The following is a 23,695-nucleotide window of genomic DNA, read 5'->3' on the forward strand; positions in this document are numbered from 1 at the left end:
GCTCACACACGATAGGGCAGGGCCACGATCCCGTTGTCGAACGCGGAGCGCAGCGGCACCGCGGGCCCGTCGGTGCGCAGGCCGGGCAGGCGCTCGAGGATCGCCCGGAACAGGGCGCCGAGCTCCCGGCGCGCGAGGTGCGCGCCGAGGCAGAGGTGCGCCCCGGGACCCCCGAAGCCGACGTGCGGGTTGGGCCGCCGCCCGACGTCGAAGGTGTCGGGCGCGTCGAACACCGCCTCGTCCCGGTTGGCCGACCCGTAGAACAGCACCACCTTGGAGCCGGCGGGCAGCAGGTGCCCGCGCAGCTCGTGGTCCTGCGTGAGCGTGCGGCGGAACTGCACGATCGGCGAGCACGTCCGCACGATCTCCTCGATCGCGGTGCCCATCAGCGCGTCCGGGTCCGCGGCCAGCCGCTCGCGCTGGTCGGGGTGCTCGGAGAGCAGCACCAGCCCGTGCGACGCCGCGTTGCGCACGGTCTCGTTGCCGGCGACCAGGAGCAGGTCGAAGAACGACCCCAGCTCGCGCAGCGACAGCCGCTCACCGTCGACGTCGGCCGTGACCAGCGCGGAGAGGATGTCGTCGCCCGGGTCGCGCCGCCGCTCGCGCCCGAGGCCGACGACGAACCGCCGCAGGTCGACGATGGCGCGCAGGTTCCCGATCAGCAGGCGCGCGGTGGCCAGGCGGTGCATCTCCCCGCGCACGCCGGAGTACTCGGTCATCACGTCGATCCGCGACAGCACGTGGTCGCGGCGCTCGCGCGGGATGCCGAGCATCGAGCAGATCACGTGGATCGGCAGCTCGCGGGCGGCGTCGGCCACGAAGTCGCCCGAGCCGTGCCGGGCGAGGCGCGCCACGATCTCGTCGACGATCTCCGTGATCTCCCCGTCGAGCGCCTCGAGGCGTCGCGGCGCGAACGCGCGGGACACGATCCGGCGCAGCCGCGCGTGGCGCGGGTCGTCCATGTTCACCAGCGGCCGCCCGAACACCATCGGCAGCCACGGCGGCGGCTCCGGGCTCACGGCGGCCGGCTCGCTCGAGAACACCGCGGTGTTCCGGCTGGCCTCGAGGACGTCGGCGTGCCGGACCAGCGCGTGGAACCCGCGGCCCGGGCGCAGCAGCGGCACGTGCGGTTCCGGGAAGAACACCGGGCGGTCCTCGGCCCGCAGGCGGGCGAACGCGGCGAGCCGCTCGGCCTCGGGACGGGCCCAGAAGGCGAGGTCGGTGAGATCCGGCGCCGCGGAGGCCTCGGCGAGCCCCACCGTCAGCCCGCCCGGGACGGCAGCGCCCGCGCGCCCAGCAGGTCGTGGCGCACGGCGAGCGAGGCGGCCTCGAGCCGCGAGTGGACCCCGAGCTTCGAGAGCATCGACTGGACGTGGCTGCGGACCGTGAGGGTGGCGATGCCGAGGCGGCGCTCCATCTCGCGCGTGGTCACGCCGTCGACGAGCAGCGACAGGCACTCGAGCTCGCGGTCGGTCAGCAGGGTGACCAGCCGCCGGGCCTGCGCGCCCGCGGGGTCCTGGTCCTGGGGGGCGCGCGCCGCGGTCACGACGGTCTCGCCGGCGGCCACCCGCCGCAGCGCGCGCAGCAGCGAGTCGACGCCGTGGCTGCGGTGCAGGTAGGCCTTCGCCCCGGCGGCGATCGCGGCGTCGACCGAGGCGCCGTGCGCGTCGGAGGTGAGCACGACGACCGCGGTGCGCCCGCCGCCCGCCGCGGTCAGGGCGCGGACGAAGCCGGCGACGTCGCGGTCGGCGTCGCCGAGGTGGTCCGCGATGACCACCTCGGGTCGGGCGGCCGCCACGGCGGCGGCCAGTCCCTCCCGGGTCGCAGGGCCGAGCGCGACGCGGTGCCCCTGCGCACTCAGCGTCGACTCCAGCAGATCCGTGAGCAGCGTCCCGCGGCCCCCGATGATCAGTTCCATGGTTCCCCCCAGGAACTCCCCGCCGGGTGACGTCCTCGTGAGCTCCCGGCGCGTCCAGCGTGACCACTCGAATGAGGCGTCGTCAAGCACGAAGAGTCACGAAACCTGGGAATCTGAGAAGCTTCAATGGTCAATTAGCGACCATTCGGGGGTGGCGAGGAGTCTGGAGAGGCGTACATCGCCGAAGGTTGCCTGACGGTGAGTCACAGAACGATACCGATACCGACTACGGAGGGCTTCTCCTCCATCTTGAGGACGACTCGCCCCGGTGGCGTGCCTAGTGTCCACGGACCGTGCGTCCCGTCCAGATCCTCGTCGTCGCGGACCAGTTGCTCCGCGACCTCCTCGTCGCGCGGTGGTCCCGCGAGTCGTGGCTGACCGTGGTCACCGGGCGCACCGACGAGGTCTGGGAGGACCTGGCCGCCCGGCGCGCCGACGTCGTCGTGCTCGACCTCGCGCTCCGGCCGCCCCGGTGGGAGAGCGCGGTGGAGGCGCTGCGCGTGCGGGAGACCGGGCCCCGGGTGCTGGTCCTCGCGGAGCCCGGTGACGACGAGAGCGCCCACGAGGCCGCGCGGGCCGGCGCCGCGGGCTGGCTGCCGTCCGGGTCGTCGGTCGACGAGCTGACCGAGGCGGTCCGCCTGGTGCACGCGGGCCACGGGGTCTACCCGTCCCGGCTCCTGGGAGCGGTCCTCGACGGCCTGCGCGGCGACATCGCGGAGGCCCGCCGTCCCACCGGGCGGCTGAGCGCGCTCACCGAGCGGGAGGTCGACGTGCTGCGCGCGCTCGTCGACGGCCTCTCCGCCCGCGACGTCGCCGACCACCTCGACGTCGCGGTGAACACCGTCCGGACGCACACCCACCGGATCTTCCGCAAGCTCGGCGTGCACGGGCGGCTCGAGGCCGTCCGCATCGCCCGCGCCGAGGGGCTCGCCCCGCTCGCGGACGCCGTGCCGGCGTCGTCCCGCCCCGTCCGCCTGGTGCGCGAACGTCACGAGGACGGCCTGGATCTCTGATGAATTAGGACTACTCGCGCTGCTCCTCCGAAGCGATCCGGTGACGCGGACCGCGCCGTAGCGTCCCCTACCCGAGGGACCCCGGCCCTCCTCCCGCGCCCTCCGAGCCACCAGATCGGCCGTGCGGGTCGCAGGGCCTCGACCCACCACCGTCGCATCCGGGGTCCCGATCGTCCTGATGGAGGAATGGTGACCGTCCAGCGCACCGGCGAGGAGGGAGAGGGGCGTCCACGCCACGGCGTGCCCCTCATCCCGCCTCCGCTCGCCGTCTTCCCCGACGTCCCGGCCCCGCGGGTCGGCCCCCGGGCGGCGGAGGAACGCCTGGACAAAGTGTCGCTGGTGATCCCGGCGATGAACGAGGCGACCAACATCGCCTGGGTGCTGCAGCAGGTGCCGGGCTGCGTCGACGAGGTGGTGCTGGTCGACGGCCACTCGCGGGACGCCACGGTGATGATCGCGCAGACGGTCCGGCCGGACATCCACGTCGTCGAGCAGGTCGGCACCGGGAAGGGCGACGCGCTGCGCGAGGGCTTCCTCGCGGCCACCGGCGACCACATCGTGATGATCGACGCCGACGGCAGCATGGCGCCCGACGAGATCCCGCACTTCCTGCACTACCTCGACACCGGCTACGACTTCGTCAAGGGCTCGCGCTTCATGGGCGGCGGCGGCTCGCGCGACATCACGCGCCTGCGCCGCAGCGGCAACCGCGTGCTCGTCGGCATGGTCAACCGGATGCACGACACCGTGCTGACCGACCTCTGCTACGGCTACGTCGCGTTCCACCGCCGCTGCCTGCCCTACCTGGACCTGACCCGGCCCGGGTTCGAGGTGGAGACGTCGCTGACGGTCTCGGCGCTGCGCGCCGGCTTCCGGATCGCCGAGGTGCCCAGCTGGGAGATGCCGAGGCGGTACGGGCAGTCCAACCTCCACGTGGTCCGCGACGGCACCCGCGTGCTGCGCACGCTGCTGCGCGAGCACGACCGCGGCCCCAGCGGGCGCGCCGTCCAGCAGCTGCGCCGCTTCGTCCACCAGCGCGACGCGGCCGTCGAGACGACCGTCCCGGACCGCGTGGGGTCCTGACGTGAGCCCCGCCGCCCTGCTGCGGCGCGTGCCCGTCCCCACGGCGCGCCTCGTCGCGAGCCTCGTCGGTGCCGCGCTCGCGCTGGCCGCCGGCGTGTGGGTCGCCGTGGTCCTCGACGGCCGCGACGGGCTCGCGGTCACGGTCGTCCTGCTGCTCGTGCCCGCGCTCGCGGTCGCCGTGCCCACCCACCGCCTGGAACCGGTGGCCCGCGCGGTCATCGCCGTGGGCTGGACGCTCGCCCTCGACACCGTCGTCGCCCAGGTGATGCTGTCGCTCGGGCTGTGGGACGTGCGGCTCGGCGTCCTCGTCGTGACGGGGATCAGCGTCGCGGTGTGGGTGGGCGTCGAGCTCGCGACGGCACGCTCCGAGCGGGCGGCGGCACGCCGCGCGGCGGGGGCGGCGGAGCAGCGCGCCGAGGTGGGCCCGTGAGGTTCGACGTCGTCCACCCCGGCGAGCTGACCCCGGGGGAGATCGGCCGGTGGCGGGGGCTGCAGACGCTCACGCCGACGCTGCGCACCCCGTTCCTGTCCCCGGAGTTCACGCGGGTCGTCGCGCGGTTCCGCCCCCGCACGCGGGTCGCGGTGGTCCACGAGGGCGACGAGATCGTCGGCTTCTTCCCGTTCGAGCACGCGCCGCTGGGCCGCGGGCTGCCCGTCGCGCCGGGACTGAGCGACGCGCAGGGTCTCGTGCACGCGGACGGGGTCACGTGGGACGCGCGGGAGATGGTGCGCGCCTGCGGACTGTCGGTCTGGGAGTTCGACCACCTCGTCGCCGACCAGCGCATCTTCGACGAGCACCGCACCGCCGAGGCCGCGTCCCCGGTCATCGACCTGAGCGAGGGCTTCGACGCCTACCACCGCGTGGTGCGCGCCCGCTCCTCCCGCGTCCGCGACCTGCCGCGCCGGGCGCGCCGCCTCGAGCGCGAGCACGGCCCGGTGCGCTTCGTCCTCGAGGCCACCGACGACGCCGCCGCCGGCGCGCTCGACACCGTGCTGGAATGGAAGTCCGCGCAGTACCAGCGCACCGGTCGCTCGGACCGCTTCGCCCGGCCGTGGATCCGCGGGCTGGTGCACCAGCTGCTCGGCGAGCGGACGACCGCCTTCCGGGGCTGCCTGTCGCTGCTCTACGCCGGCGACGAGCTCGTCGCCGGCCACTTCGGCCTGCGCGACCACGGCGTCGTCCCCACCTGGTTCCCGGCGTACGCCCCGAGCATGGGCCGCTACTCGCCGGGTCTGCTGCTGCACCTCGCCATGGCGCGGGCCGCCGCCGACGACGGCGTCGAGCTCATCGACATGGGGCGCGGGGCGAAGACGTACAAGGACGAGCTCAAGTCCGGCGACGCCACGGTCGCCGAGGGGCGGGTCGCCCGGCTCGTACCCACCGCGGCGCTGGCGTGGGCCCGCACCGCGCCCGTCCGGTCGGCGCGCCGGGCCGTCGACCGGAACCCGCGGCTCTACGACGTCGCCGACCGGATGTTGCGCGCCCGCGGCCGCTGGCGGCCCGGCCAGGTGAACGGGGTGTCGGCATGACGCGCACGGTCTCGGTCGTCATCTGCGCCTACACCGACGAGCGGTGGGACGACGTCCTCGCCGCGGCGGCGTCGGTGGGCGAGCGCCAGAGCACCGCGCCCCACGAGCTGATCGTCGTCGTCGACCACAACCCCGCCCTGCGCGACCGCCTCGCGCGGGCGCTGCCGGATGCGCTCGTGATCGCCAACGCGCAGGGCCGCGGCCTGTCCGGCGGCAAGAACACCGGGGTCGCGGCGTCCACCGGCGAGGTCGTCGCGTTCCTCGACGACGACGCCGTCGCCGGTCCCGACTGGGTGCGGACCTTCGCCGAGGGCTACGCCGACCCGGACGTGCTCGGCGTCGGCGGGCTCACGCTGCCGTGGTGGGCGACGGCGCGGCCGGCGTGGTTCCCCGAGGAGTTCGACTGGGTGGTGGGCTGCACGTTCGTCGGGCGCGACCCCGGGCCCGTGCGCAACCTGCTGGGCGGCAACGCCTCGTTCCGCCGCGACGCCTTCGAGATCGCCGGCGGCTTCCCGACCCACATCGGCCGCACCGCCGCCCGCACCCGGCCGCTCGGGTGCGAGGAGACCGAGTTCTGCATCCGGGTCGCGGCGCACCGGCCGGGCGCGCGCTTCGTCCACGACCCGCGCGCGGTGATCTGGCACCGGGTCCCGCCCGCCCGTGAGGGCTTCCGCTACTTCCGGGCCCGCTGCTACGCCGAGGGACTGTCGAAGGCGCTGGTCACGCGCAGCGTCGGCGCCGCTGCCGGGCTCGCCGCCGAGCGCAGCTACGCGGCGGTGACGCTGCGCCGCGGCGTGACCCGCGGGGTGGCGCAGGCCTGGCGCGGCGACCGCGCCGGGCTGGCGCGCGCCGGCGCGATCACCGCCGGGCTGCTCACCACCACCGCCGGCTACGCCGTGGGCTCCCTGGCGCGGAGCGCCTCGTGACGGCCGGGTCCCTCGACGCCCACACGGCCGCGCTGCGGGTGGGGAACGCCCCGGCGCCCTCGCGGCGCGCACGGCTGCGCGCCCACCTGACCGACCCGTTCTCGCGGAACTCCTACGCGCTGATCGTCAACACCGTGATGACCGGGCTGCTCGGGCTCGTCTTCTGGTTCCTCGCCGCGCGGTTCTACACGCCCGTGGACGTCGGGCGCTCCTCCGCCCTGATCTCCGCGATGACCCTGCTCTCGGCGATCGTCGGCATCAACATCACCGGCACCCTGAGCCGCTTCCTGCCCCGCAGCGGGGCGCGCACCGCCCGTCTGGTGCTGGTCAGCTACGGGCTCAGCTCGCTCGCGGTCGCGGTGCTGGCGACCGGGTTCGTGCTCACCCTCGGCTGGTGGGGGCCGTCGTTCGGGCTGCTGGCGAGTCCCTGGGCGGCGATCGGGTTCGTGGGCGTCGCGGTGGCCGCGAACATCTTCACCGTGCAGGACGGCGTGCTCGTCGGCCTGCGCGGCGCGAGCTGGGTGGCGCTCGAGAACACGGTCTTCGGCGTCGTCAAGGCCGGCCTGCTGATCCTGCTCGCCACGACGATGCCCGCCACCGGGGTCTACGTCGCCTGGATCGTGCCCATGATCCTGCTCTGCCTGCCGGTGAACCTCCTCGTGTTCGCCCGGCGGGTGCCGCGCCACGCCCGCGAGACCGCGGACGCGGCCACGACCACGGGCAGCGAGATCCGCGGGTTCCTGGCCGGCGACTTCGTCGGCGCCCTGTTCGGGTTCGGCGCCATCTACCTCGTCCCGGTGATCGTCGCGGCCGCGCTGCCGCCGTCGACGTTCGCGGTGTTCTTCATCGCCTGGATGATCGCCGGGGTCCTCAACCTGGTGGCGAACAACCTCGCGCAGACGCTCACCGTCGAGGGTGTCTTCGACGCCGCCCGGCTGGCCCGGTACGCGCGCTCCGCGCTGGTGCGCTCGACCGTGCTGCTCGGGGCCGCCGCTGCGGCCCTGCTCGTGCTCGCCCGCCCGATGCTCGCGTTCCTCGGACCCGACTACGCGGCCGCCGCGCCGCTGCTGCAGCTGCTCGCGCTCGGGGCGCTGGGCCGCGCGGTGATGGAGGTCTGGCTCGGGGTGCTGCGGGCGCAGGGCCGCGCGCGGTCGATCGTGCGCTGGCAGGTCGCGTCGGGGACCGTCGTCGTCGGCACCGTCGTCGCGGGCCTCTTCCTCGGGGGCGGGACGCTCGGGATGCCCATCGACCCGGTGACCGGGGTGGGCGTGCTGGTGCTGGTCAGCCAGGTGGCCGTGGCGCTCGTGGTCCTGCCCCGGCTGCTCCGGGTCATCAGCGTGAAGCGCGCGGACCGGTTCAACCCGTGGACGCCGCCGACAACAACGGCCCCGGCGCGGCCCACGACCTCCCCGACCGCCACGGGCAGGCGCCTCGTGCCGCTGAAGGTCGTCGTCCGGGCCCCCGCGACGGCCGAGGCGCCCGAGGCGCCACCTCCGGAGAAGAGGCCCGCGCCCTCCCGCGGCCGCCGGTTCCTCCAGGCGGTCGACCGCCAGGGCCCCGCGGTGATCGTGGCCGTGGCGAGCCTGCTGTCCCTGGTGATGATCGTCGAACCGCTCGGGCGCGTGGACCTCGCCGCCATGGACGGCTGGGGCCTGGTGTCGGTGCTGCCGGTGGTGACGCTGGCCGGGATCGCGCTGCTGCTCGTCAGCGTCGTCGCCGCCATCGCGCTGGCCCGCGAACGGAAGGTCCTGCTGACCGGCCAGCTCGTCGCGGTGTGCTCCGCGCTGCACGGGCTCACCGCGCTGATCGAACCGCTCCCGCGGTTCCCGACGTCCTACGTGCACCTCGGGTTCGTCGACTTCATCTCGCGGTTCGGCACGGTCGCCCCGGACGTCGACGCCCGCTTCAGCTGGCCGGGTTTCTTCGCCCTGGTGTCGTTCGTGTCGGACGGGGCGGCACCGGCCCAGCTGCTCCCGCTGGTGCAGTGGACGCCGCTGCTGTCGAACCTCCTCTACCTGCTCGCGCTGTGGCTGATCCTGCGCAACCTGCGCATCAGCTGGCGCGGCAAGTGGTTCGCGGCGCTGCTGTTCACGGTCCTGCAGTGGATCGGGCAGGACTACTTCTCGCCGCAGGGCTTCACGTTCCTGCTCTACATGATCTTCATCGGCATCCTGCTGACGTGGTTCCGCCCGGTGGGCCGCGAGGCCGTCGGGCAGGTCGGGCGCCCGGCGTGGGTGGACGGCGCGTGGCGCCGGACGCCGTCGACGCTGCGGCGCGCGGGGGGTGCGACCCGGCGGTTCGTCGGCCGCGTCGTCGGGACCCCGACCCACGCCGGCGAGCGCGCCGCGCGGCCGTCGTCGCCGGCCACCCGCATCGCGCTCCTCGGCCTGCTGCTCGTGATCTTCGCCGCGGCGACGGTGAGCCACCAGCTCACCCCGTTCGTCATGGTCGTCGCGGCGGGGGCGCTGGCGCTGGGGCGGCGCTCCACGCTGCGCGGGCTGCCGGTGCTGCTCGGCGTGCTGATGATCGCCTGGGTGAGCCTGATGACCGCGGCCTACTGGACCGGGCACCTGACCGACGTGCTCGGGGGCGTCGGCGACCTCTCGGGCAACGTCGCCACCAGCATCGCCGCCCGCGCCGGCGGCGACGTCGCGCACAGCGTCGTGCTGATGGTGCGCGTGGCCCTGTTCGGCGTGCTCGCGGTCGGGTCGGTCGTGGGGCTGTGGCGCCGCCGCCACCGGGGGGTCGACGACCGCGCGGTGCTGCTGCTGCTCGCCGTCCCGTTCCTCGCCGTCCTGGTGCAGAACTACGGCGGCGAGATCGGGCTGCGCGTGTACATGTTCGCGCTGCCCGGCGCGTGCGTGCTGCTCGCGATGGCGTTCTTCCCCGAGACCGCGCGGGGCACCGGGTTCCGCGCGGCGTTCGGCTCGGTGTGGCGCTACGTGGCGGCGGGGCTGGTGGTGCTCGTGCTCGGTGCGTCCTACGGGATCGCGGCCTACGGCAACGAGGCCTTCGAGCGGGTCACGCCGGGGGAGATGGCCGCGGTGCAGTGGGTCTACGACCGGCCCGGCGACGCCCAGGTCCTCTTCCTCACCGACTCCCTGGACTCCGGGGCGACCCCGATGATGCCGATCGGCTACACCGACACCATCGGTGTCGGTGTGCGGGCGGCGATCGCGTCCCCGAACGCGGCCGACAACACCGGGGTGGTGATGGAGCAGCTGACCTACTGGGGCGGCAGCACCTACTTCATGACCTCGACGGCCGAGGAGCGCTACCTCGAGATCAGCGCGGGCTACCCGGCCGGCTGGGGGCAGCAGTTCCGGGCGGCGCTGGCCGCCGACCCCCGCCTGGAGAAGGTCCTCGACACCGGCGACGCCCAGGTCTACGTCCCGCGTAACCCCCAGGCCTACGACCCGATCACCGGGCGCGTGCCGGAGCGTCTCGGCGTCCGCATCGGGCCGACCGAGTGGACCCCGGTCGGGGTGACGGTGCTGATCGGGCTGGTCGGCGTACTGCTCACCCTGCAGGTCCGGGCGCTGCGCCGCTCCGGGCGGGCGGCCCTGCGCACCACGGTGTTCGTGTGGGGACCGTTGCTGCTGGTGTTCGCCGCGGTCGTGGTCGAGCGCCTGTTCGCGCTGACCTGACCGGCGACTACACGCCTGCGGGGACCCAGCGGACCTCGTACGGCCCGAGCTCGACGTCCGCGCCCTCCACGGCGGCGGTGACCGGCGCGTCGCTGGTGTTGACAAGAACGGTCGCCCGCGGGCCACGGGCACCGAACACCGGCGGCGCGACCCCGACGCCGGCGACCGGAGCGCCCGGCGGGAACTGGCGCGCGAACTCCTGCAGCGTGGCCAGGAACGGCTCGGGCTGCCCGCCGCCGGGCGCGGACGGGGAGGTCCAGAGCCCCGTGGGCGACCCGGCGTTGCGCGCCGCGTTCCAGTAGAACGACGTGGCGACACCGGAGCGCGCGAACTCGACGAGCCCCGCCGCCCGTTGGGCGAGCCGCTTCTCCGGTGGCCAGCGCGCCGCGTCGGGCTCGACGTACCACTCGGCCCACCACAGCGGCAGCGACGTGCGGCCCTGGATCCAGCGGTTGACGTCGGCGATCTTGCTGAGGGCGGTGACGTCGTCGGGCGCCCCCTCCTCGGTGGTGGCGTGGCCGTCGACGACGACGAAGTCGGCGCCGTTCTTGTTCTGGTTCCAGTAGTCGAACGCGTCGAGGATGCGCTGGTCGACCAGCCCCCACGGCCCGGTCAGCTCGGAGGGCCCGGTGTCGACGCCCGGCGGCGGCGCGGTCATCTCGATGTAGGGGCCGCCGACCTGGTTGCCCGGGTCGACCTCCTTCAGCGCGTCGTACACGCGGTTGTAGAGGTCGGTGTACGCCGGGCCGTCCCAGGTCTTGGTCTGCTCGTTGAAGAAGCCCTTGAACTCGTTCCACACCTGGAAGTGGTGGACGTCCGGGTAGCGCCGGGAGATCTCGGCGGCGAGGTCGGCGAAGTCCTGGTAGTGCTCCGGCTCGGGCGCGACCTCGAGACGGCTCCAGTCGGTGGCGCCCTCGGCGCCGCCCTTCATCCAGTCCGGCGCGCAGCACAGGGTGATCACCGGGGTGCCGCCGCTGCGGCGGATGAAGTCCATGCGCGCGTCGAGGCTCGCGAAGTCGTACCGGCCGGGCGAGGGCTCCGGGTTGACCGTGCCGAACCCCATGATGTGCTGCACCTGCGGCATCGGTTGCGCGGCGAGCGCCGCGGCGATCTGGTTCGCCGCCTGCGGGTCGCCGTCGATCGCGCCGAACTGGGTGTGGGTGATGCCGGGACCGAGGACGTTCGACGGCGCCGCCGACGCCCGCGCCGACCCGCTCTCACAGCCCGCCACGAGCAGCAGGGCCGCCACCGCGGACATCGCCGCCACCACCCGCGGCCATCGAAATCCCTGGCTGCGCATCTCCCCCCACCCCCACGCGTGATCGACGCGCGTGGAGTCTAGCCCTCGATCGGGTAGGAGAGTGGTGAGGAACACATGATCAGTGGAGATCAGCGCCGGCGGCGCACCAGCCCCGCGAGGTAGGCCGCCTGGCCGGCGTGCTGGATGTCGTCGTCGACCACGCTGACCAGGCGCACCCCGCGCGTCACCGGCGGGTCCCAGGCGTCGTCGATGACCTCGTCGAGATCCTCGCCGCGCAGCGTCCGCAGGTACGCGACGGTGCGCTCGTGGACCGCGTCGAGGTAGCCGGTGAGCAGCGCCGGGTCGTCGACGCGCACGGACGCGACCTGCTCGGAGGTGTGCCCGTAGCCGATCGAGGCGTCGTCGAGGGGCAGGTCGAAGCGGCGCGCCCAGCCGTCGGCGGTCCACACCTGCTCGGTGCCGGCGAGGTCGGCGACGTGGTCGTCCTGCACCCGCGTGAGGTGCCAGACCAGCCAGGCGATCGGGTTGGCCTCGGCGTCGGCGCGCCAGCTCAGCTCGTCGGCGGTGAGCCCGTCGACGGCGCGCTGTGCGTCGCCCCGCGCCCGGCCGAAGGCGTCGACGAGCACGTCGATGGCGTCCATGGATCTCCTCAGCGTGCGGTCGCGAAGACGACGACGTTGTCCTGGTACGACAGCGTGCCCTCGTCGAACGGTCCGCCGCACGTCAGCAGGCGCAGCTGCGGCGTTGTCGCGGGCCCGTAGATCCGGTCGGAGGGCAGCGTGTCCTTGGGGAAGTACTCCACGCTGTCGACGGCGAAACGCGCGGTCTCCCCGTCGGACCGCGGCACCTCGACGAGGTCGCCGGGGCGCAGCCGGTCGAGCTGGGCGAACACCGCGGGCCCGCGGCGGGTGTCGACGTGGCCGGCGAACACCGCGGGGCCGGGGTCGCCGGGCACCGCGCTGGCGGTGTACCAGCCGACCTCCCCGAAGTCGGTCGGCACCTGCAGGGCGCCGCGGTAGTCGATGCGCAGGTCGGTGAGGTCCAGCGCCGCCAGCCCGATCGACGGGATCTGCATCCCGGTGGGACGGAGCCCCTCCGGGGCCGCGAGCGCCGCGGCCAGCGGCATCCGGGGCGCGGGCGGGGCCTCGTCGGAGTCGGAGAACAGGCCCGAGAACCAGTCGCCGACCGTGCCGAGCACGGTGGGGGTCGCCAGCCCGCCGAGACCGGCCTCGGTCCCGCCGCGCGGGACCGGCGGCACCCGCGGGGGCGTGGGCAGGGGCGTCTCCGGGTCCGGGGTCGGGCGGGGCGTCGGGGTCGCCGGCGGGGTGGTCGGCTCGGTGCCCGGACCCGGGACGCCGGCCACCGTGGCGGCGTCGGGCACGGCCTCGACGATCAGCTGGCCGTCGGGCTCGCGGCCGACGAACAGCGTGGTCACGCCGGTGTCGGGCAGCGTCACCGTCGTCTCGTTCGTCGAGCCCAGCCGCGAGCGGACGTCGACCTCCCACTCGCGCGCGGGCACGGTCACGTACGGGGTGGTCGAGCCGTAGAACAGGTCCTGCGCGAGCGGCGGGCCGCCGGTGAGCTCGATGTCCAGCGCGCCGACGCCGTTCGCGCCCTGCACCACGCGGACCTGCGCGGAGCCGGCGGGCGCCGGGGCGGTCTGGTCGTCGAGCACCTGCAGCTCCGGGGCGCCCGACGTCGTCGAGTCGACGAACGCGGCGGTCTGCGCGGTGCCCGCGGGGACCTCGACCGAGACCCGCACCGCGGGCGGGCTGTCCGCGGCCGCTCCCGCGGGGCGCGCGGAGAGCGTGTAGGTCCCGGCGGGCTCGGTGAGGTACGGCGACGTGCCGCGGTAGCCGACGCCGGGCGCGACGAGGGTCTCGGGCACGTCGGGACCCGCGACGTACATGTCGACCGACGGCGTGACCGGCGACAGGTGCGCGATGCGCAGCATGCCCGTCGACGGGTCGGCGGTCGCCTCGCGGACCCCGAGCCCGACCGTCACCCCGACGATCGCGAGCACCACCGCGCCGAGCGCCACCCAGGTCAGGGGTCGGCGGGACCACGGCGTGCGGTGTTCCTCGGTGGGGGTGTCCTGTTCTGCGGGCACGGGGGGAGCTCCTCGGGGAGATCAGGTGGGTCGGGGGAAGCGGCCACGCCAGACGACGACGCCGCGGACCTCCACGGCGCGCCCTTCGAGCACCGACACGGCGTCGGCGAGCCGCGTCGGGGGACCGCGGCGGGTGTCGACGGCGACGAGCGCGGCGCGCACGCCGACCTCGCGGATCCGTGCGAGCGCGTCCTCGTCCGCCCGCCGGCGGCGCAGGGAGTGCACGGCGGGGGCGTCGCGGTCGTCGGGCGGGGGGAGGCGCACGTCGGGGGTGAGGTCGCGCAGCGGGAGGACGTCGCCCGTGATCCGCGCGGCCTCGACGAGGTCGCGGCCGAGGTCGCGGACGCGCGGGTGGGCGAGCTGGAGCACGAGCACCGGGCCGCGCCCGCGCACGACGTCGGCGTAGAGCCGGGTGAGGACCGCGGGCACGTCGTCACCCGGGTGCAGCACCGCGTGCGGGCCGTCGACGCGGGCGAGCGCGAGCGTGCGGTCCCGGCGGGCCCGGGCCGCCCGCTCCCCGCGCAGCCCCCGGACGACGAGGGTCGCGACCACGGCCAGCACGAGCACCGCGAGCGCGGCGAGCAGGGCCTCGGCGACCGCCGAGCGCTCCTCGGTGACCACGGGGTCGCCGTCGGGGAGCAGGCGCGGCGCGGGGGCGGCCGTCCGCGCGGTGATCTCGGTGGTGAGCGCGGCGTACCGCTGCTCGAGCAGGGGCCGGGCGGGGTCGCCCAGCGGGGTCGCGAGCAACGTCGTGCCCGTCTCCCGGAGCTGGTCGTCGAGGGGCTCGACGGCCGCCCGCAGGCCCGCCGCGTCGACCCGGGTCAGCGCTGCGGCCAGGGCCCGCGTCATCGCGTCCGCAAGGGCCCGCGCCTGCTCCGGGGCGGCGGCGCGCGCGACGACGGTGACGATGCCGGCGTCCGTGGCGCCGACCTCGACGGCGTCGGCGACGTCGGCCGCCGCGATCCCGCCGGCCGCGGCGACCTCGGCCTGCACCGGCGTCGTCGCGGCGAGCCCGACCGCCGTGCGCGCGGCCCCGGCCGGAGTACCGACGGCGGTGGCGGTGGCCGCGAACGTCGGCGAGCGCAGCAGCGCGACGAGGGCGGCGACGACCAGGGCCAGCGCGACCACGGCGGCGACCCCGCGCCGGTGCGCACGGAGCGCATCGACCCAGTCACCCCGCGGCACCCGGTCACCCTAACGGGTCATTGGACCGTTCGGAGCCTTTCCCGGGACTTCCGGTTCCGGGTTCTGCGACGCCCCTGTGCGGCCGTCCTGCTCTGCGCGAACACGCCCCCGCCCGGGCTCGCCGGGGATCACGCTGGGCCCATGAGCTCCAGCCTGTACGTGGCCCTGCGCAGCGGCCACGAGCACACCGTCACCGGCCTCGACGACGACGCCGCCGCCGCGCTGCGCCAGCGGATCGTCGACCACCTCGAGGCCCGCGGGTCCCACCCCACGCTCGACCTCGGCGACGGCACCACGGTGCGCACCGACGCCGTCGTGATGGCGCGCGTCCACGACGAGGGGCCGCGCACCGGTTTCGTCGGCTGAGAATCAGGAGCCGCTGCGGGGCGCCGGGACGAGCGCGGCCCGGACGGTGACCCCGCGGCGGCGCGCGAGGTAGCCGGCCACCCGGCGGCGGGCGGTGCTCGGGGCGGGGTGCGCGGCCGCGAGGTCGTCGAGCACGCGGTCCCAGAGCGCGGGGAGATCGGGGTCGTCCCAGTCGGTGCCGGCGAGGTCGACCAGCCCCGCGCTGTCGAGGCCGTCGCCGACCCACTCGATGGCGAGCTCGACGACGTCCGCGGGGTCCCACGCCATGCCGAGGACCTGCGCGCCCCGCGCCTCGGCGGGGGTCATGCCCCGCAGCGAGGGCAGCCCGGCCAGCCCGGCGAGCCCGGCGCGCCGGCGGCCCTGCGGCGGCCGTATCGCGGTGACGCTCCCCATGTCAGCCCCCCAAGATCGCTGAACGTGAGCGACCCGCCCCAGGTGCTCACTCGGTCAGGCTAGCGGACCGCCCGGAACGCCGGAACGGTCACTGTTGGCGACGCATTCTTCGGCTCGCTCGCCCCGGCGGTGGAGATCACGGGCGTCCGTGTGCACCTCGGAGGCGGGTTGCGGTGCGTGGGAGCGCCCGTGATCTCCGCGCTGTGAACCCGTGATCGCGCGGCTGCTGCGCTATTACGACCACGCGGTGCACTCGGCCGAGTGATCCGTGGAACGAAGCGTCGCCGTCCCGGTCGGCGTGTCGGTCCCGATTCCGCCGGTCGGGCCGTCGCGGGCGCGCCGGTCGGCGGAGGGTGACGGCGGGGCAGGCGCCGTCCCCCACACTCGTCTCGCCCCGGCCGGGCGCACCCCGGCCGGGACCACGGGCGCTGACCAGCGGTGCCGCGCCGGACCCGGACGCGCGCGGCGACCCGCGGGCCTGTTCGTCCGGGGCGCGACGACCCGCTAGGGAGCGTCCATGGGGACGACGACGCCCATCCACGACACGCTGGCCGGAACGCCGCTCGCGGTCCCGGTCCGGCCCACACCCACCCCGCGCACCGCGCCCTCGGTCGCCGAGGACGCCGAGCGGGTCGTCGCACTCGCCTGGCAGGAAGCCGACGAGCGCGGCCATGCGTACTTCGGCACCGGGCACCTGCTGCTCGGTCTCGTCCGTGCCGGGGCCACCGAGGCCGACGTGCTCGAGGTCGCCGGCGTGACACCGGAGCGCGCCGAGGCCGCGATGGCGCTCGTCGTGCTGTCGTCGGTGTCCGAGCCGGTGATCCGCGCCGCCGCGGGCGCCCGGCCGCTGCCCGGCGAGGCGGTGGCCGCGGTGCTGCAGGAGGCGTCGACGCTCGCCGAACGCGGTGGTGACGTCACGGCCGCCGGCCTGCTCACCGCGCTCGGCACCCGCCCGTGGGGGCAGGCGGCGGAGATGCTCGCCGCCCTCGGCGTCGACGCCGCCGAGCTCGCCGCGGCCGTCGCCACCCTGGCCGAGACCCCCGGGACGGCGCCCCGACCGGCGCCGCGGGACCCCAGCGGACTGCTCTCGTCGGCCTGGCGTGCGGGCACGGAGGACTCCGGCAACCCCGCCGAGGAGGAACTCACGGACGCGTGACGCCGGGCCGCCGCGGCGGACAGAATCTCCGCCCATGGCGAAGCCGAGCTGGATCCGTGCCGAGGACGGCGACTGGTACCGCGTGTCCGAGGTGGTCGCGGTGAAGACCCTGCCGCACCCCGACGGCGGGTACATGGTCACCGTCGAGACCCACCGCCACGACAACATCGACGTCACCGGCCGGCTCGACCACCGCGAGGACGCCTCGCGCAACCGCGACGCCGTCGCGGGCCTGCTCTCGAAGGCCGAGGAGGGCGCCGTGATCACTTTCTCCTCGGCGGGCTTCTCGGCAGACGCCGTCGCCTAGCCCGGCTCCGCACCTAGGGACGCGGCCCGTAGGCGTCGAGGAACCGGTCGCGGAAGGCGTCCATCCGCCAGGCCGGGGTGGCCGGGTCCGGCGTGAGCCCGTCCGCCCAGCCCCAGCCGCTGATCGCGTCGAGCACCGCCGGGTCGCGGCTGACGATCGAGATCGGCGCGTTGCGGTCCGCCGTCGGGCCGGTGACGACGGGCGAGGGCTGGTGGTCGCCGAGGATCACCAGCACGGGCGCGCGGGCCGGGTCCGCCACGGCCTGGCGCTCGGCCCAGTCGTAGAGCGTCGAGAGCGAGTACTCGATGCTGCGGCGGTAGTCCTCGCGCACCTGGGGCGTGGGCGTCGTGAAGATCGACTGGAAGGAGTGCTGCGGCTCCTCGGGACCGAACACGCTGCCGTCGCCGACCGCGTCCCACGGCACGGTGCGCGGCAACGGCGCCCACGGTCCGTGGCTGGAGGTCAGGACGAGCTCGGCCATGGTCGGCGGCGCGCCCGGGCCGCGCTCGAGGCGGTCGAACGCGCTGAACAGGTACTGGTCGGGCATCGGCGACCAGCTGTAGCGCGGGCCGCGGTAGCCGAGGTCGTCGTGGGTGTAGGCGCGGTCGAGCCCGAAGAACCCCGCCTCCGGCCACGGGCCCGTCGTGCCGGGCTGGACGGCGACGGTGCGCCAGCCGGCCTCGTGGAACGCGCGCGACAGCGTCAGGCGGTCCGACGAGACGAGGTCGGTGTGCCGCTGCTCGCCGTCGATCCACAGCCCGGAGAGCAGGGTCGCGTGGGCGAGCCAGCTGCCGCCGCCCGCCACCGGGGAGGTCAGCAGGCCGGTGCGCGCGCCGTACCCGACCGCGCCGAGGCGGCGCTCGCCGTCCTCGACGACGGCGCGCACCGGCCCCGCGAGCCCGGGGTCGTCGAGCGCGGAGACGCCGTAGCTCTCGACGACCGCGACGACGACGTCGCGCCCGCGCAGGGCGGTGAGCAGCCGGTCGGGCGGGACGTCGCGGAAGGCGTCGACGCCGGCCTCGCGCTCGAAGGCCTGCTGGTCGCGGACGCCGGCGTCGATCGCGACGGCCCGGTCGACGGCGCGGATCGAGGTGTCCCGCGACGCGACCGGCACGCCGGGCACCAGCTGCACCGCCATCGTCCACGCCACGAACCACGCGACGGCCAGCACGGCGGCGAGGCGCAGCGCGCCCGAGCGGTGGTCGGCGGCGATGCGCGCGAGCCGGGCCACCGCGCCGCCGGTGCCCACCAGCAGCGCGACCCCGAGCAGCGCGACCAGCACCGCGACGACGGTGCCGACGGCCGGCCCGGAGGTCTCGGCGACGAAGTCGTAGGCGTTGCCCAGCAGCACCGCGTCGCGGGCCGGGTCGAACGGGCGGGCGATGGCGACCGAGAAGCCGAGGTCGAACAGCGTCAGCACCAGCATGAGCCCCAGCACCACGCCCGCGACCCAGGCGAGGACCCGCCGTGCCCAGGCCGGCAGCACGACGGCGACGACCAGCGCGACCAGCACCTCGATCGGCACGCGCAGCGCCGAGCCGGGGACGAGCCGGGCGATGTCCCCGGGCAGGAGCAGCGCGACGAGGACGAGCGCCCCGGCGAGCGCGGTGAGCACGCCGGCCAGGCCGCGCCGGATCCGCACCGGGTGCTCCCCGGCGGCCCGCCAGAGGCGGACGACGTCGCGCCCGAACGACCAGAGCAGCGCGGCGAGCGCGGCGGCCACGAGCACGCCCGCGACGACGACGGGCAGCAGCGTCGACGCGGCGACCACGAGCACGATGCCCTGCGCCGCGGCGACGACCTTGCCCGAGCGCAGCGGCGTCAGCTCGCCGCCCAGCCACGGCAGCACCACCATCGCGGCGACGAACAGGTAGCGCGCGAGGCCGATCAGCAGCACCCAGTTCCCGAGCTGGCCCGCGACGTGCCACGACAGCACGAGCAGCAGGAACGCGTCGAGCTCCATGTCGAAGCGCGCCCCGAACGCCGACGCCACGTTCCAGCGGCGCGCGACCTGCCCGTCCACCCCGTCGAGCACCAGCGCGACCGCCGCGAGGACCACCAGCGCGGGCGTCGAGACGTGGTCGGCGACCAGGGCGGTGACGCCGACGACCAGCACCGCGCGGATCAGCGTCACCCGTCCCGCCGGGCCGAGCGCGTCGACCGGCGCGCCCGCGAGCAGCGCGACGAGTGCGGCCGCGGCGGTGGCCCCGACGACGATGCCGAAGGGTCCGAGGCCCGGACCGGAGCCGAGGGCGCCGAGGAGCCCCGCGCTCGCGAGCGCGCCGCCGAGGAGCTCGGCGGTCAGGACCGGGGGCGGACGACGCACACGTGCCAGCATGGACGTCCCGTGATCGCCGCGGGGTGTGGAGGGTGGGTTCATGGCGCGGACGGCGCGGGCGTTCCGGGTGGAAGCGCCCGGGCGGGGCGGAATCGCCGCGATCCCGCTGCGCGAGCCGGGTCCCGACGACGTCGTCGTGCGCACGCTGCACTCCGCGGTCAGCCGCGGCACCGAGACGCTCGTGTTCCGCGGGGACGTCCCCGCGAGCCAGTACGGGCTGATGCGCGCGCCGTTCCAGACCGGCGACTTCCCGGGACCCGTCGTCTACGGCTACCTCGCGGTCGGGGTCGTCGAGTCCGGGCCGGGGGCGGGGCGGACGGTGTTCTCCCTCCAGCCCCATCAGGATCTCTTCGTCGCGCCGTCGGACGCGGTGATCGAGGTGCCGTCCGACGTCCCGCCGTCGCGCGCCGTGCTGGCGGGCACGGTCGAGACGGCCGTGAACGCGCTGTGGGACGCGGCGCCGCGGGTCGGCGACCGGATCGCCGTGGTCGGCGCGGGCATGGTGGGCGCGTCGGTCGCCGCGGTGCTCGCGACGTTCCCGGGGGTGCGCGTGGAGCTGGTGGACGTGGACACCTCGCGGGCTTCCGTCGCCGACGCCCTGGGCGTGGGGTTCGCGACGCCCGCCGACGCGCAGGGGGAGTGCGACCTCGTCCTGCACGCCAGCACCACCGAGGCGGGTCTCGCGCGCTCGCTGGAACTGCTCGGCGACGAGGGCGAGGTGGTCGAGCTGTCGTGGTTCGGCGACCGCGCGCCCCGCGTGCCGCTGGGCGAGGCGTTCCACTCCCGGCGCCTGACCCTGCGCGCCACCCAGGTCGGCCGCGTCGCCCCCGCCCGCCGCGCCCGCTGGGCGAACGCCGACCGCCTGCGCCTGGCCCTGCGCCTCCTCGCGGACCCGCGCTTCGACGCGCTGATCACCGACACCTGCGCCTTCGACGACCTCCCCGACATCCTGCCGGCCCTGGCATCGGGAGCGCGCCCGGGTCTGGGCGTGCGCGTGGACTACGCGCCCTGACCCGACAGAGAAGCAGCGAGAGTCCTCTCGGCGTGCTCGGGAGATCACGGGCGTCGTGGTGCGCGCGATCCGGCTGGTCAGGTGGATGACGACGCCCCTGATCACTCTCCCGCTGCCCCGGCACCAGCAAGATCGCTCCAGGTGCTCCGCCGACCCGATGTCATCGGGTGGACGGAGCACCCGGGCGGATCACGGGAGTCGGTCCGGGCGAGCCGACAGCGAGCGGCACCTCCGGCACGCCGGCGAGCTGTTCGACCATGCTCGACGTGCCGGTCGCGAACGGCGACATCGCGGCTCCCGGGACGAGTGGCACGGTGCACAGGCACCGAGCGCTCTCGATCATGCACACCGTGGCGGTCGCGGCGCCTATGCGCACGCGCTCCCGGTTCGTAGGCTCACCGGCATGCCGCGCTACGAGTTCCGCTGCCGGACCTGCGCGTCGACGTTCGAGGTCGACCGGCCGATGAGCGCGGCGAGCGATCCCGCCGACTGCCCCGGCGGGCACGGCGACACCGTGAAGCTGCTGACCACCGTCGGTCTCGGCGGCATGGCCCGCACCGCGTCACCGCCCGCCATGGCCCCCGCGGGCGGCGGGGGCTGCTGCGGCGGGGGCTGCTGCGGTTAGCCCAGAGCCGCCAGAGCCGCCAGAGCCGCCAGCCTCCCCGTCCAGCACGACGTCCCCCGCGGCGAGGTTCTCCTCGAGGTGCGCGACGCTGCGCGTGCCGGGGATGAGCAGCGTCTCCGGCGACCGCGACAGCACCCACGCCAGCCCGATCCGGCCGACGGCGTCGTCACCCTCCTCGTCGGGGTCGTCGTCGCGGCCGGCGACTCGGCCGATCGGGCGCGGCTGGGGCGTCTGTTCGACCTCGTCGTCGCTGGTCCGCGCAGCGGGGCGTAGTGCGGGACCGGGAATTGTCCAGAATCGTCGGAATCGGAACAGGCTGTGTCCCTCATTCGTGGCAGCCCCTGGAGAATGGCGTTGTCGGGGTGTTGTTAGCCTCTCGCAGTGCTGGTCACAGGTCCGGTGATCGGGAGATCCGTTCCGCCGAGTGATTCCTCCGGGTTACCGCGCAATTCGTCCGGACCGGGAAGAGGTGTCACGGTAGCGGTCACGGCCGTGGCGTCGGCGGAGCGCGACCCCGCGTTCGTCGCCCGGTGGCGCGACCTGGAGGGCCGGGCGCTCGAGCCCAACCCGTTCCTCGCCCCGCCGATGCTGCTCCCGGCGGTCCGTCACCTCGGGGCGCCGCCGTCGCTGCGCCTGGTCACCGTCGAGCAGGACGGCCGCACGGTGTTCCTGCTCCCCGTGGTCGACGCGCCGCCGCACGCGCTCGCCCGGGCGCCCCGCCGGCTCCCGCTGCGCCGCCTCGGGGTCCTCGGCCTGGTCGGTCTGCGCACGTGGATGCACCCCTACTGCTTCCTCGGCACCCCGCTCGTCGACCCCGACGTCGACCTCGACGGGCTGTGGGAGGCCGTGCTCGACGCGCTGCCGACGGCACCGTGGCTGGACCTGCCCAAGATTCCGGCGGACGGGCCGGTCGGGCGCTCGCTGCGCCGGGTGGTCGCCGCGCGGCCTGCGCGGCACACGTCGCTCGGACACCGCTCGTTCGCCCACCGCCGGCCGGCGCCCACCTACCTCGCCGAGTGGACGAGCAGCAAGAACCGCGGCGAGCTCAAGCGCAAGCGGCGCGTCCTCCAGCGCGACCTCGGCGCCGACGTCGTCGCCGTGGAGCACGGGGACGACCCGCCGCGCGCCGTCGCCGGGTTCCTCGCGCTCGAGGCGGGCGGGTGGAAGGGCCGCGCCGGCACCGCGATGGCCGTCCGGCCCGGGCACGGCCGTTTCCTCGAGGAGATGGCCGCCGGGTTCGCCGCCGACGGGCGCCTGCTCGCCTTCGCCCTCGAGGCGGGCCCGCGGGTCCTGGCCCGGAGCCTCGCGATCACCGCCGGACCCGGGCTCTTCGGCTTCAAGCGCGCGTTCGATGAGGAGCTCGCGCGCAGCTCGCCCGGCACCCTGCTCGACGTCGACCTCCTCGACTGGTTCCACGAGCGGCCGGAGCTGCAGTGGATCGACACGTCCTCCGACCCGAACCGCTCGGAGGCCGACATCTACGGTGACCGCATGGAGCTGGCGACGACGGTGGTCGGCCTCGGCCGGACCGCGCGCGGTGTGCCCGCCCTCTTCGCCGCCGTCGACGCGGGACGTGCCCGTCTGCGCCGGCGCCGGGCCGCTCGCCGAGGGAGTGCTCAGTGAAGGTCACCTGCATCGGCGGCGGCCCCGCCGGCCTGTACGCGGCGGTCCTGCTCGCGCAGCAGGGCCACGAGGTCACGGTCGCCGAGCGCAACCCGGCCGGGACCACGCACGGGTGGGGCGTCGTGTTCTGGGAGCCGCTGCTCGCGTCCCTGCGCGAGGGCGACCCGGCCAGCGCCGAGCAGATCGCCGACGCCGCCTTCCGCTGGGACGGCCAGGACGTCGAGGTCGAGGGGCGCGGGCGGGTGTCGCGGCCCAGCGGCGGCTACAGCATCTCCCGCCAGCGGCTGCTCGACATCCTCACCGCCCGCGCGCAGGAGCTCGGCGTCCGCACCGAGTTCGAGCGCGCGATCGAGCCGGGCAGCGAGCTCGACGCGGACCTGGTCGTCGCCGCCGACGGCGTCGGCAGCGCCCACCGCCGCGCGCAGGCCGACGTCTTCGCGCCGACCGTCGACGTCGGGACCAACAAGTACGTCTGGCTGGCGACGACCAAGGTCTACACGTCGTTCCTGTTCGCCTTCGTCCGCTCCTCGGCGGGCTGGCTGTGGTGCCACGCGTACGGGTACGACGACGGCCACAGCACCTTCATCGTCGAGTGCTCGCCGGAGACCTGGCGCGGCCTGGGGCTCGACCGCCTGGGCGCCGAGGAGAGCCGCGAACTGCTGGAACGCCTCTTCGCCCGGCACCTCGAGGGGCACCCGCTGATCGGCCTGCCCGGTGACCCGGACGCCCCGCTGCCGTGGCTGGAGTTCCGCACGCTGCGCTGCGAGCAGTGGTGGTCGGGGCGCACGGTGCTGGCCGGCGACGCCGCGCACACCACCCACTTCGCGATCGGCTCGGGGACGACGCTGGCCCTGGCGGACGCGATCGCCTTGGGCCGGGCCCTGGACGGCGCGGCCGACGTCCCCGCGGCCCTCGAGCGCTACCAGGCCGACCGCCAGGCGGCACTCGTCCCCAGCCAGCGCGACGCCCGCAACAGCGCCCGCTGGCTCGAGGACCTCGAGCGCTACATCGGCACCGACGTCGACAGCTTCGCGACGCTGCTGCACCGCCGGTGCTCCTCGCTGCTGGCGCACCTGCCGCCGACGGTCTACGTCAAGGCGCGCGAGGTGGCCGAGCGCAGCGGGGCCGCGCGCCGCGTGTGGTCGCACGCCTCGGCCCTGCGGCGGTCGGCCCTGGTGCGCCGGGGCGGCTGACAGGCCGCC

21 protein-coding genes are annotated in these 23,695 nt (G+C 75.4%); 13 read left to right on the top strand and 8 right to left on the bottom strand.

Translation table 11 applies throughout. The features are described from left to right. Positions 1-2: 2 nt before the first annotated feature. Both WCD58_RS14345 and WCD58_RS14350 read right to left on the bottom strand, forming a co-directional pair. On the bottom strand, positions 3-1,259 hold the full coding sequence (locus WCD58_RS14345; protein WP_337703722.1) for a cytochrome P450: 1,257 nt from the start codon (positions 1,257-1,259) through the stop codon (positions 3-5). Between the two features lie 2 nt (positions 1,260-1,261). Continuing rightward, positions 1,262-1,918, bottom strand: coding sequence for a helix-turn-helix transcriptional regulator (locus WCD58_RS14350; RefSeq protein ID WP_337703723.1), 657 nt, complete (start codon positions 1,916-1,918; stop codon positions 1,262-1,264). A 293-nt stretch (positions 1,919-2,211) separates the two neighbouring features. Between WCD58_RS14350 and WCD58_RS14355 the strand changes: the two genes are divergently transcribed. The 6 genes from WCD58_RS14355 to WCD58_RS14380 all read left to right on the top strand — a co-directional run bounded on the left by WCD58_RS14355 (position 2,212) and on the right by WCD58_RS14380 (position 10,117). Continuing rightward, complete coding sequence (locus tag WCD58_RS14355) at positions 2,212-2,931, top strand: helix-turn-helix transcriptional regulator (RefSeq protein WP_337703724.1); 720 nt, start codon at positions 2,212-2,214, stop codon at positions 2,929-2,931. Positions 2,932-3,120: 189 nt separating this feature from the next. Then, positions 3,121-4,014 carry a glycosyltransferase family 2 protein gene (locus WCD58_RS14360; protein WP_337703725.1) on the top strand — a complete coding sequence of 298 codons (894 nt, stop codon included), beginning with the start codon at positions 3,121-3,123 and terminating at the stop codon, positions 4,012-4,014. A gap of 1 nt (position 4,015) precedes the next feature. Then, positions 4,016-4,444 (top strand): hypothetical protein, encoded by a 429-nt coding sequence (locus WCD58_RS14365; protein WP_337703726.1) that lies wholly within the window; start codon positions 4,016-4,018, stop codon positions 4,442-4,444. Then, positions 4,441-5,544, top strand: coding sequence for a GNAT family N-acetyltransferase (locus tag WCD58_RS14370; protein ID WP_337703727.1), 1,104 nt, complete (start codon positions 4,441-4,443; stop codon positions 5,542-5,544). Before WCD58_RS14365 ends, WCD58_RS14370 begins: the two co-directional genes overlap by 4 nt. Further along, positions 5,541-6,470 carry a glycosyltransferase family 2 protein gene (locus WCD58_RS14375; RefSeq protein WP_337703728.1) on the top strand — a complete coding sequence of 310 codons (930 nt, stop codon included), beginning with the start codon at positions 5,541-5,543 and terminating at the stop codon, positions 6,468-6,470. The genes WCD58_RS14370 and WCD58_RS14375 overlap by 4 nt, the downstream gene beginning before the upstream one ends. Beyond that, positions 6,467-10,117, top strand: a complete 3,651-nt coding sequence (locus WCD58_RS14380) for a lipopolysaccharide biosynthesis protein (protein WP_337703729.1) — start codon at positions 6,467-6,469, stop codon at positions 10,115-10,117. Before WCD58_RS14375 ends, WCD58_RS14380 begins: the two co-directional genes overlap by 4 nt. A 7-nt stretch (positions 10,118-10,124) precedes the next feature. Here the strand turns inward: WCD58_RS14380 and WCD58_RS14385 are convergent, their stop codons facing one another. The 4 genes from WCD58_RS14385 to WCD58_RS14400 form a co-directional block, all read right to left on the bottom strand. Further along, the gene (locus WCD58_RS14385) at positions 10,125-11,417 is read right to left on the bottom strand and encodes a GH39 family glycosyl hydrolase (RefSeq protein WP_337703730.1); all 1,293 of its coding nucleotides are present in this window, start codon (positions 11,415-11,417) and stop codon (positions 10,125-10,127) included. An 89-nt stretch (positions 11,418-11,506) separates the two neighbouring features. Next, entirely contained in the window at positions 11,507-12,019 is a 513-nt protein-coding gene (locus tag WCD58_RS14390) for a mycothiol transferase (protein ID WP_337703731.1), read from the bottom strand. An 8-nt stretch (positions 12,020-12,027) separates the two neighbouring features. Then, positions 12,028-13,488 carry a class F sortase gene (locus tag WCD58_RS14395; protein ID WP_337703732.1) on the bottom strand — a complete coding sequence of 487 codons (1,461 nt, stop codon included), beginning with the start codon at positions 13,486-13,488 and terminating at the stop codon, positions 12,028-12,030. Positions 13,489-13,509: 21 nt separating this feature from the next. Beyond that, a complete protein-coding gene (locus tag WCD58_RS14400; RefSeq protein WP_337703733.1) occupies positions 13,510-14,673 on the bottom strand; it encodes a hypothetical protein in 1,164 nt (387 codons plus the stop codon). A gap of 141 nt (positions 14,674-14,814) precedes the next feature. Here WCD58_RS14400 and WCD58_RS14405 point away from each other — a divergent pair, with 141 nt between their 5' ends. After that, complete coding sequence (locus WCD58_RS14405; protein ID WP_337703734.1) at positions 14,815-15,039, top strand: hypothetical protein; 225 nt, start codon at positions 14,815-14,817, stop codon at positions 15,037-15,039. Positions 15,040-15,042: 3 nt separating this feature from the next. Here the strand turns inward: WCD58_RS14405 and WCD58_RS14410 are convergent, their stop codons facing one another. After that, positions 15,043-15,432 (bottom strand): hypothetical protein, encoded by a 390-nt coding sequence (locus tag WCD58_RS14410; RefSeq protein WP_337703735.1) that lies wholly within the window; start codon positions 15,430-15,432, stop codon positions 15,043-15,045. Positions 15,433-15,949: 517 nt separating this feature from the next. Between WCD58_RS14410 and WCD58_RS14415 the strand changes: the two genes are divergently transcribed. Then, the gene (locus tag WCD58_RS14415) at positions 15,950-16,588 is read left to right on the top strand and encodes a Clp protease N-terminal domain-containing protein (RefSeq protein ID WP_337703736.1); all 639 of its coding nucleotides are present in this window, start codon (positions 15,950-15,952) and stop codon (positions 16,586-16,588) included. 34 nt (positions 16,589-16,622) lie between these two features. Then, positions 16,623-16,895 carry a hypothetical protein gene (locus tag WCD58_RS14420; RefSeq protein WP_337703737.1) on the top strand — a complete coding sequence of 91 codons (273 nt, stop codon included), beginning with the start codon at positions 16,623-16,625 and terminating at the stop codon, positions 16,893-16,895. A gap of 13 nt (positions 16,896-16,908) precedes the next feature. Here WCD58_RS14420 and WCD58_RS14425 read toward each other — a convergent pair whose 3' ends face one another. Then, positions 16,909-19,221, bottom strand: a complete 2,313-nt coding sequence (locus WCD58_RS14425) for a CDP-alcohol phosphatidyltransferase family protein (RefSeq protein WP_337703738.1) — start codon at positions 19,219-19,221, stop codon at positions 16,909-16,911. A gap of 52 nt (positions 19,222-19,273) precedes the next feature. Here WCD58_RS14425 and WCD58_RS14430 point away from each other — a divergent pair, with 52 nt between their 5' ends. The 4 genes from WCD58_RS14430 to WCD58_RS14450 all read left to right on the top strand — a co-directional run bounded on the left by WCD58_RS14430 (position 19,274) and on the right by WCD58_RS14450 (position 23,686). Beyond that, complete coding sequence (locus WCD58_RS14430) at positions 19,274-20,245, top strand: zinc-dependent alcohol dehydrogenase (RefSeq protein WP_337703739.1); 972 nt, start codon at positions 19,274-19,276, stop codon at positions 20,243-20,245. Between the two features lie 403 nt (positions 20,246-20,648). Next, positions 20,649-20,870 (top strand): FmdB family zinc ribbon protein, encoded by a 222-nt coding sequence (locus tag WCD58_RS14435; RefSeq protein WP_337703740.1) that lies wholly within the window; start codon positions 20,649-20,651, stop codon positions 20,868-20,870. A 492-nt stretch (positions 20,871-21,362) separates the two neighbouring features. Further along, on the top strand, positions 21,363-22,493 hold the full coding sequence (locus WCD58_RS14445; protein ID WP_337703741.1) for a GNAT family N-acetyltransferase: 1,131 nt from the start codon (positions 21,363-21,365) through the stop codon (positions 22,491-22,493). Further along, positions 22,490-23,686, top strand: a complete 1,197-nt coding sequence (locus WCD58_RS14450) for an FAD-dependent monooxygenase (RefSeq protein WP_337703742.1) — start codon at positions 22,490-22,492, stop codon at positions 23,684-23,686. Before WCD58_RS14445 ends, WCD58_RS14450 begins: the two co-directional genes overlap by 4 nt. The last annotated feature ends 9 nt before the right edge of the window (positions 23,687-23,695 follow it).

Origin of the sequence: Actinomycetospora flava, from assembly GCF_037400335.1 — a bacterium.
Lineage (GTDB): Bacteria > Actinomycetota > Actinomycetes > Mycobacteriales > Pseudonocardiaceae > Actinomycetospora > Actinomycetospora flava.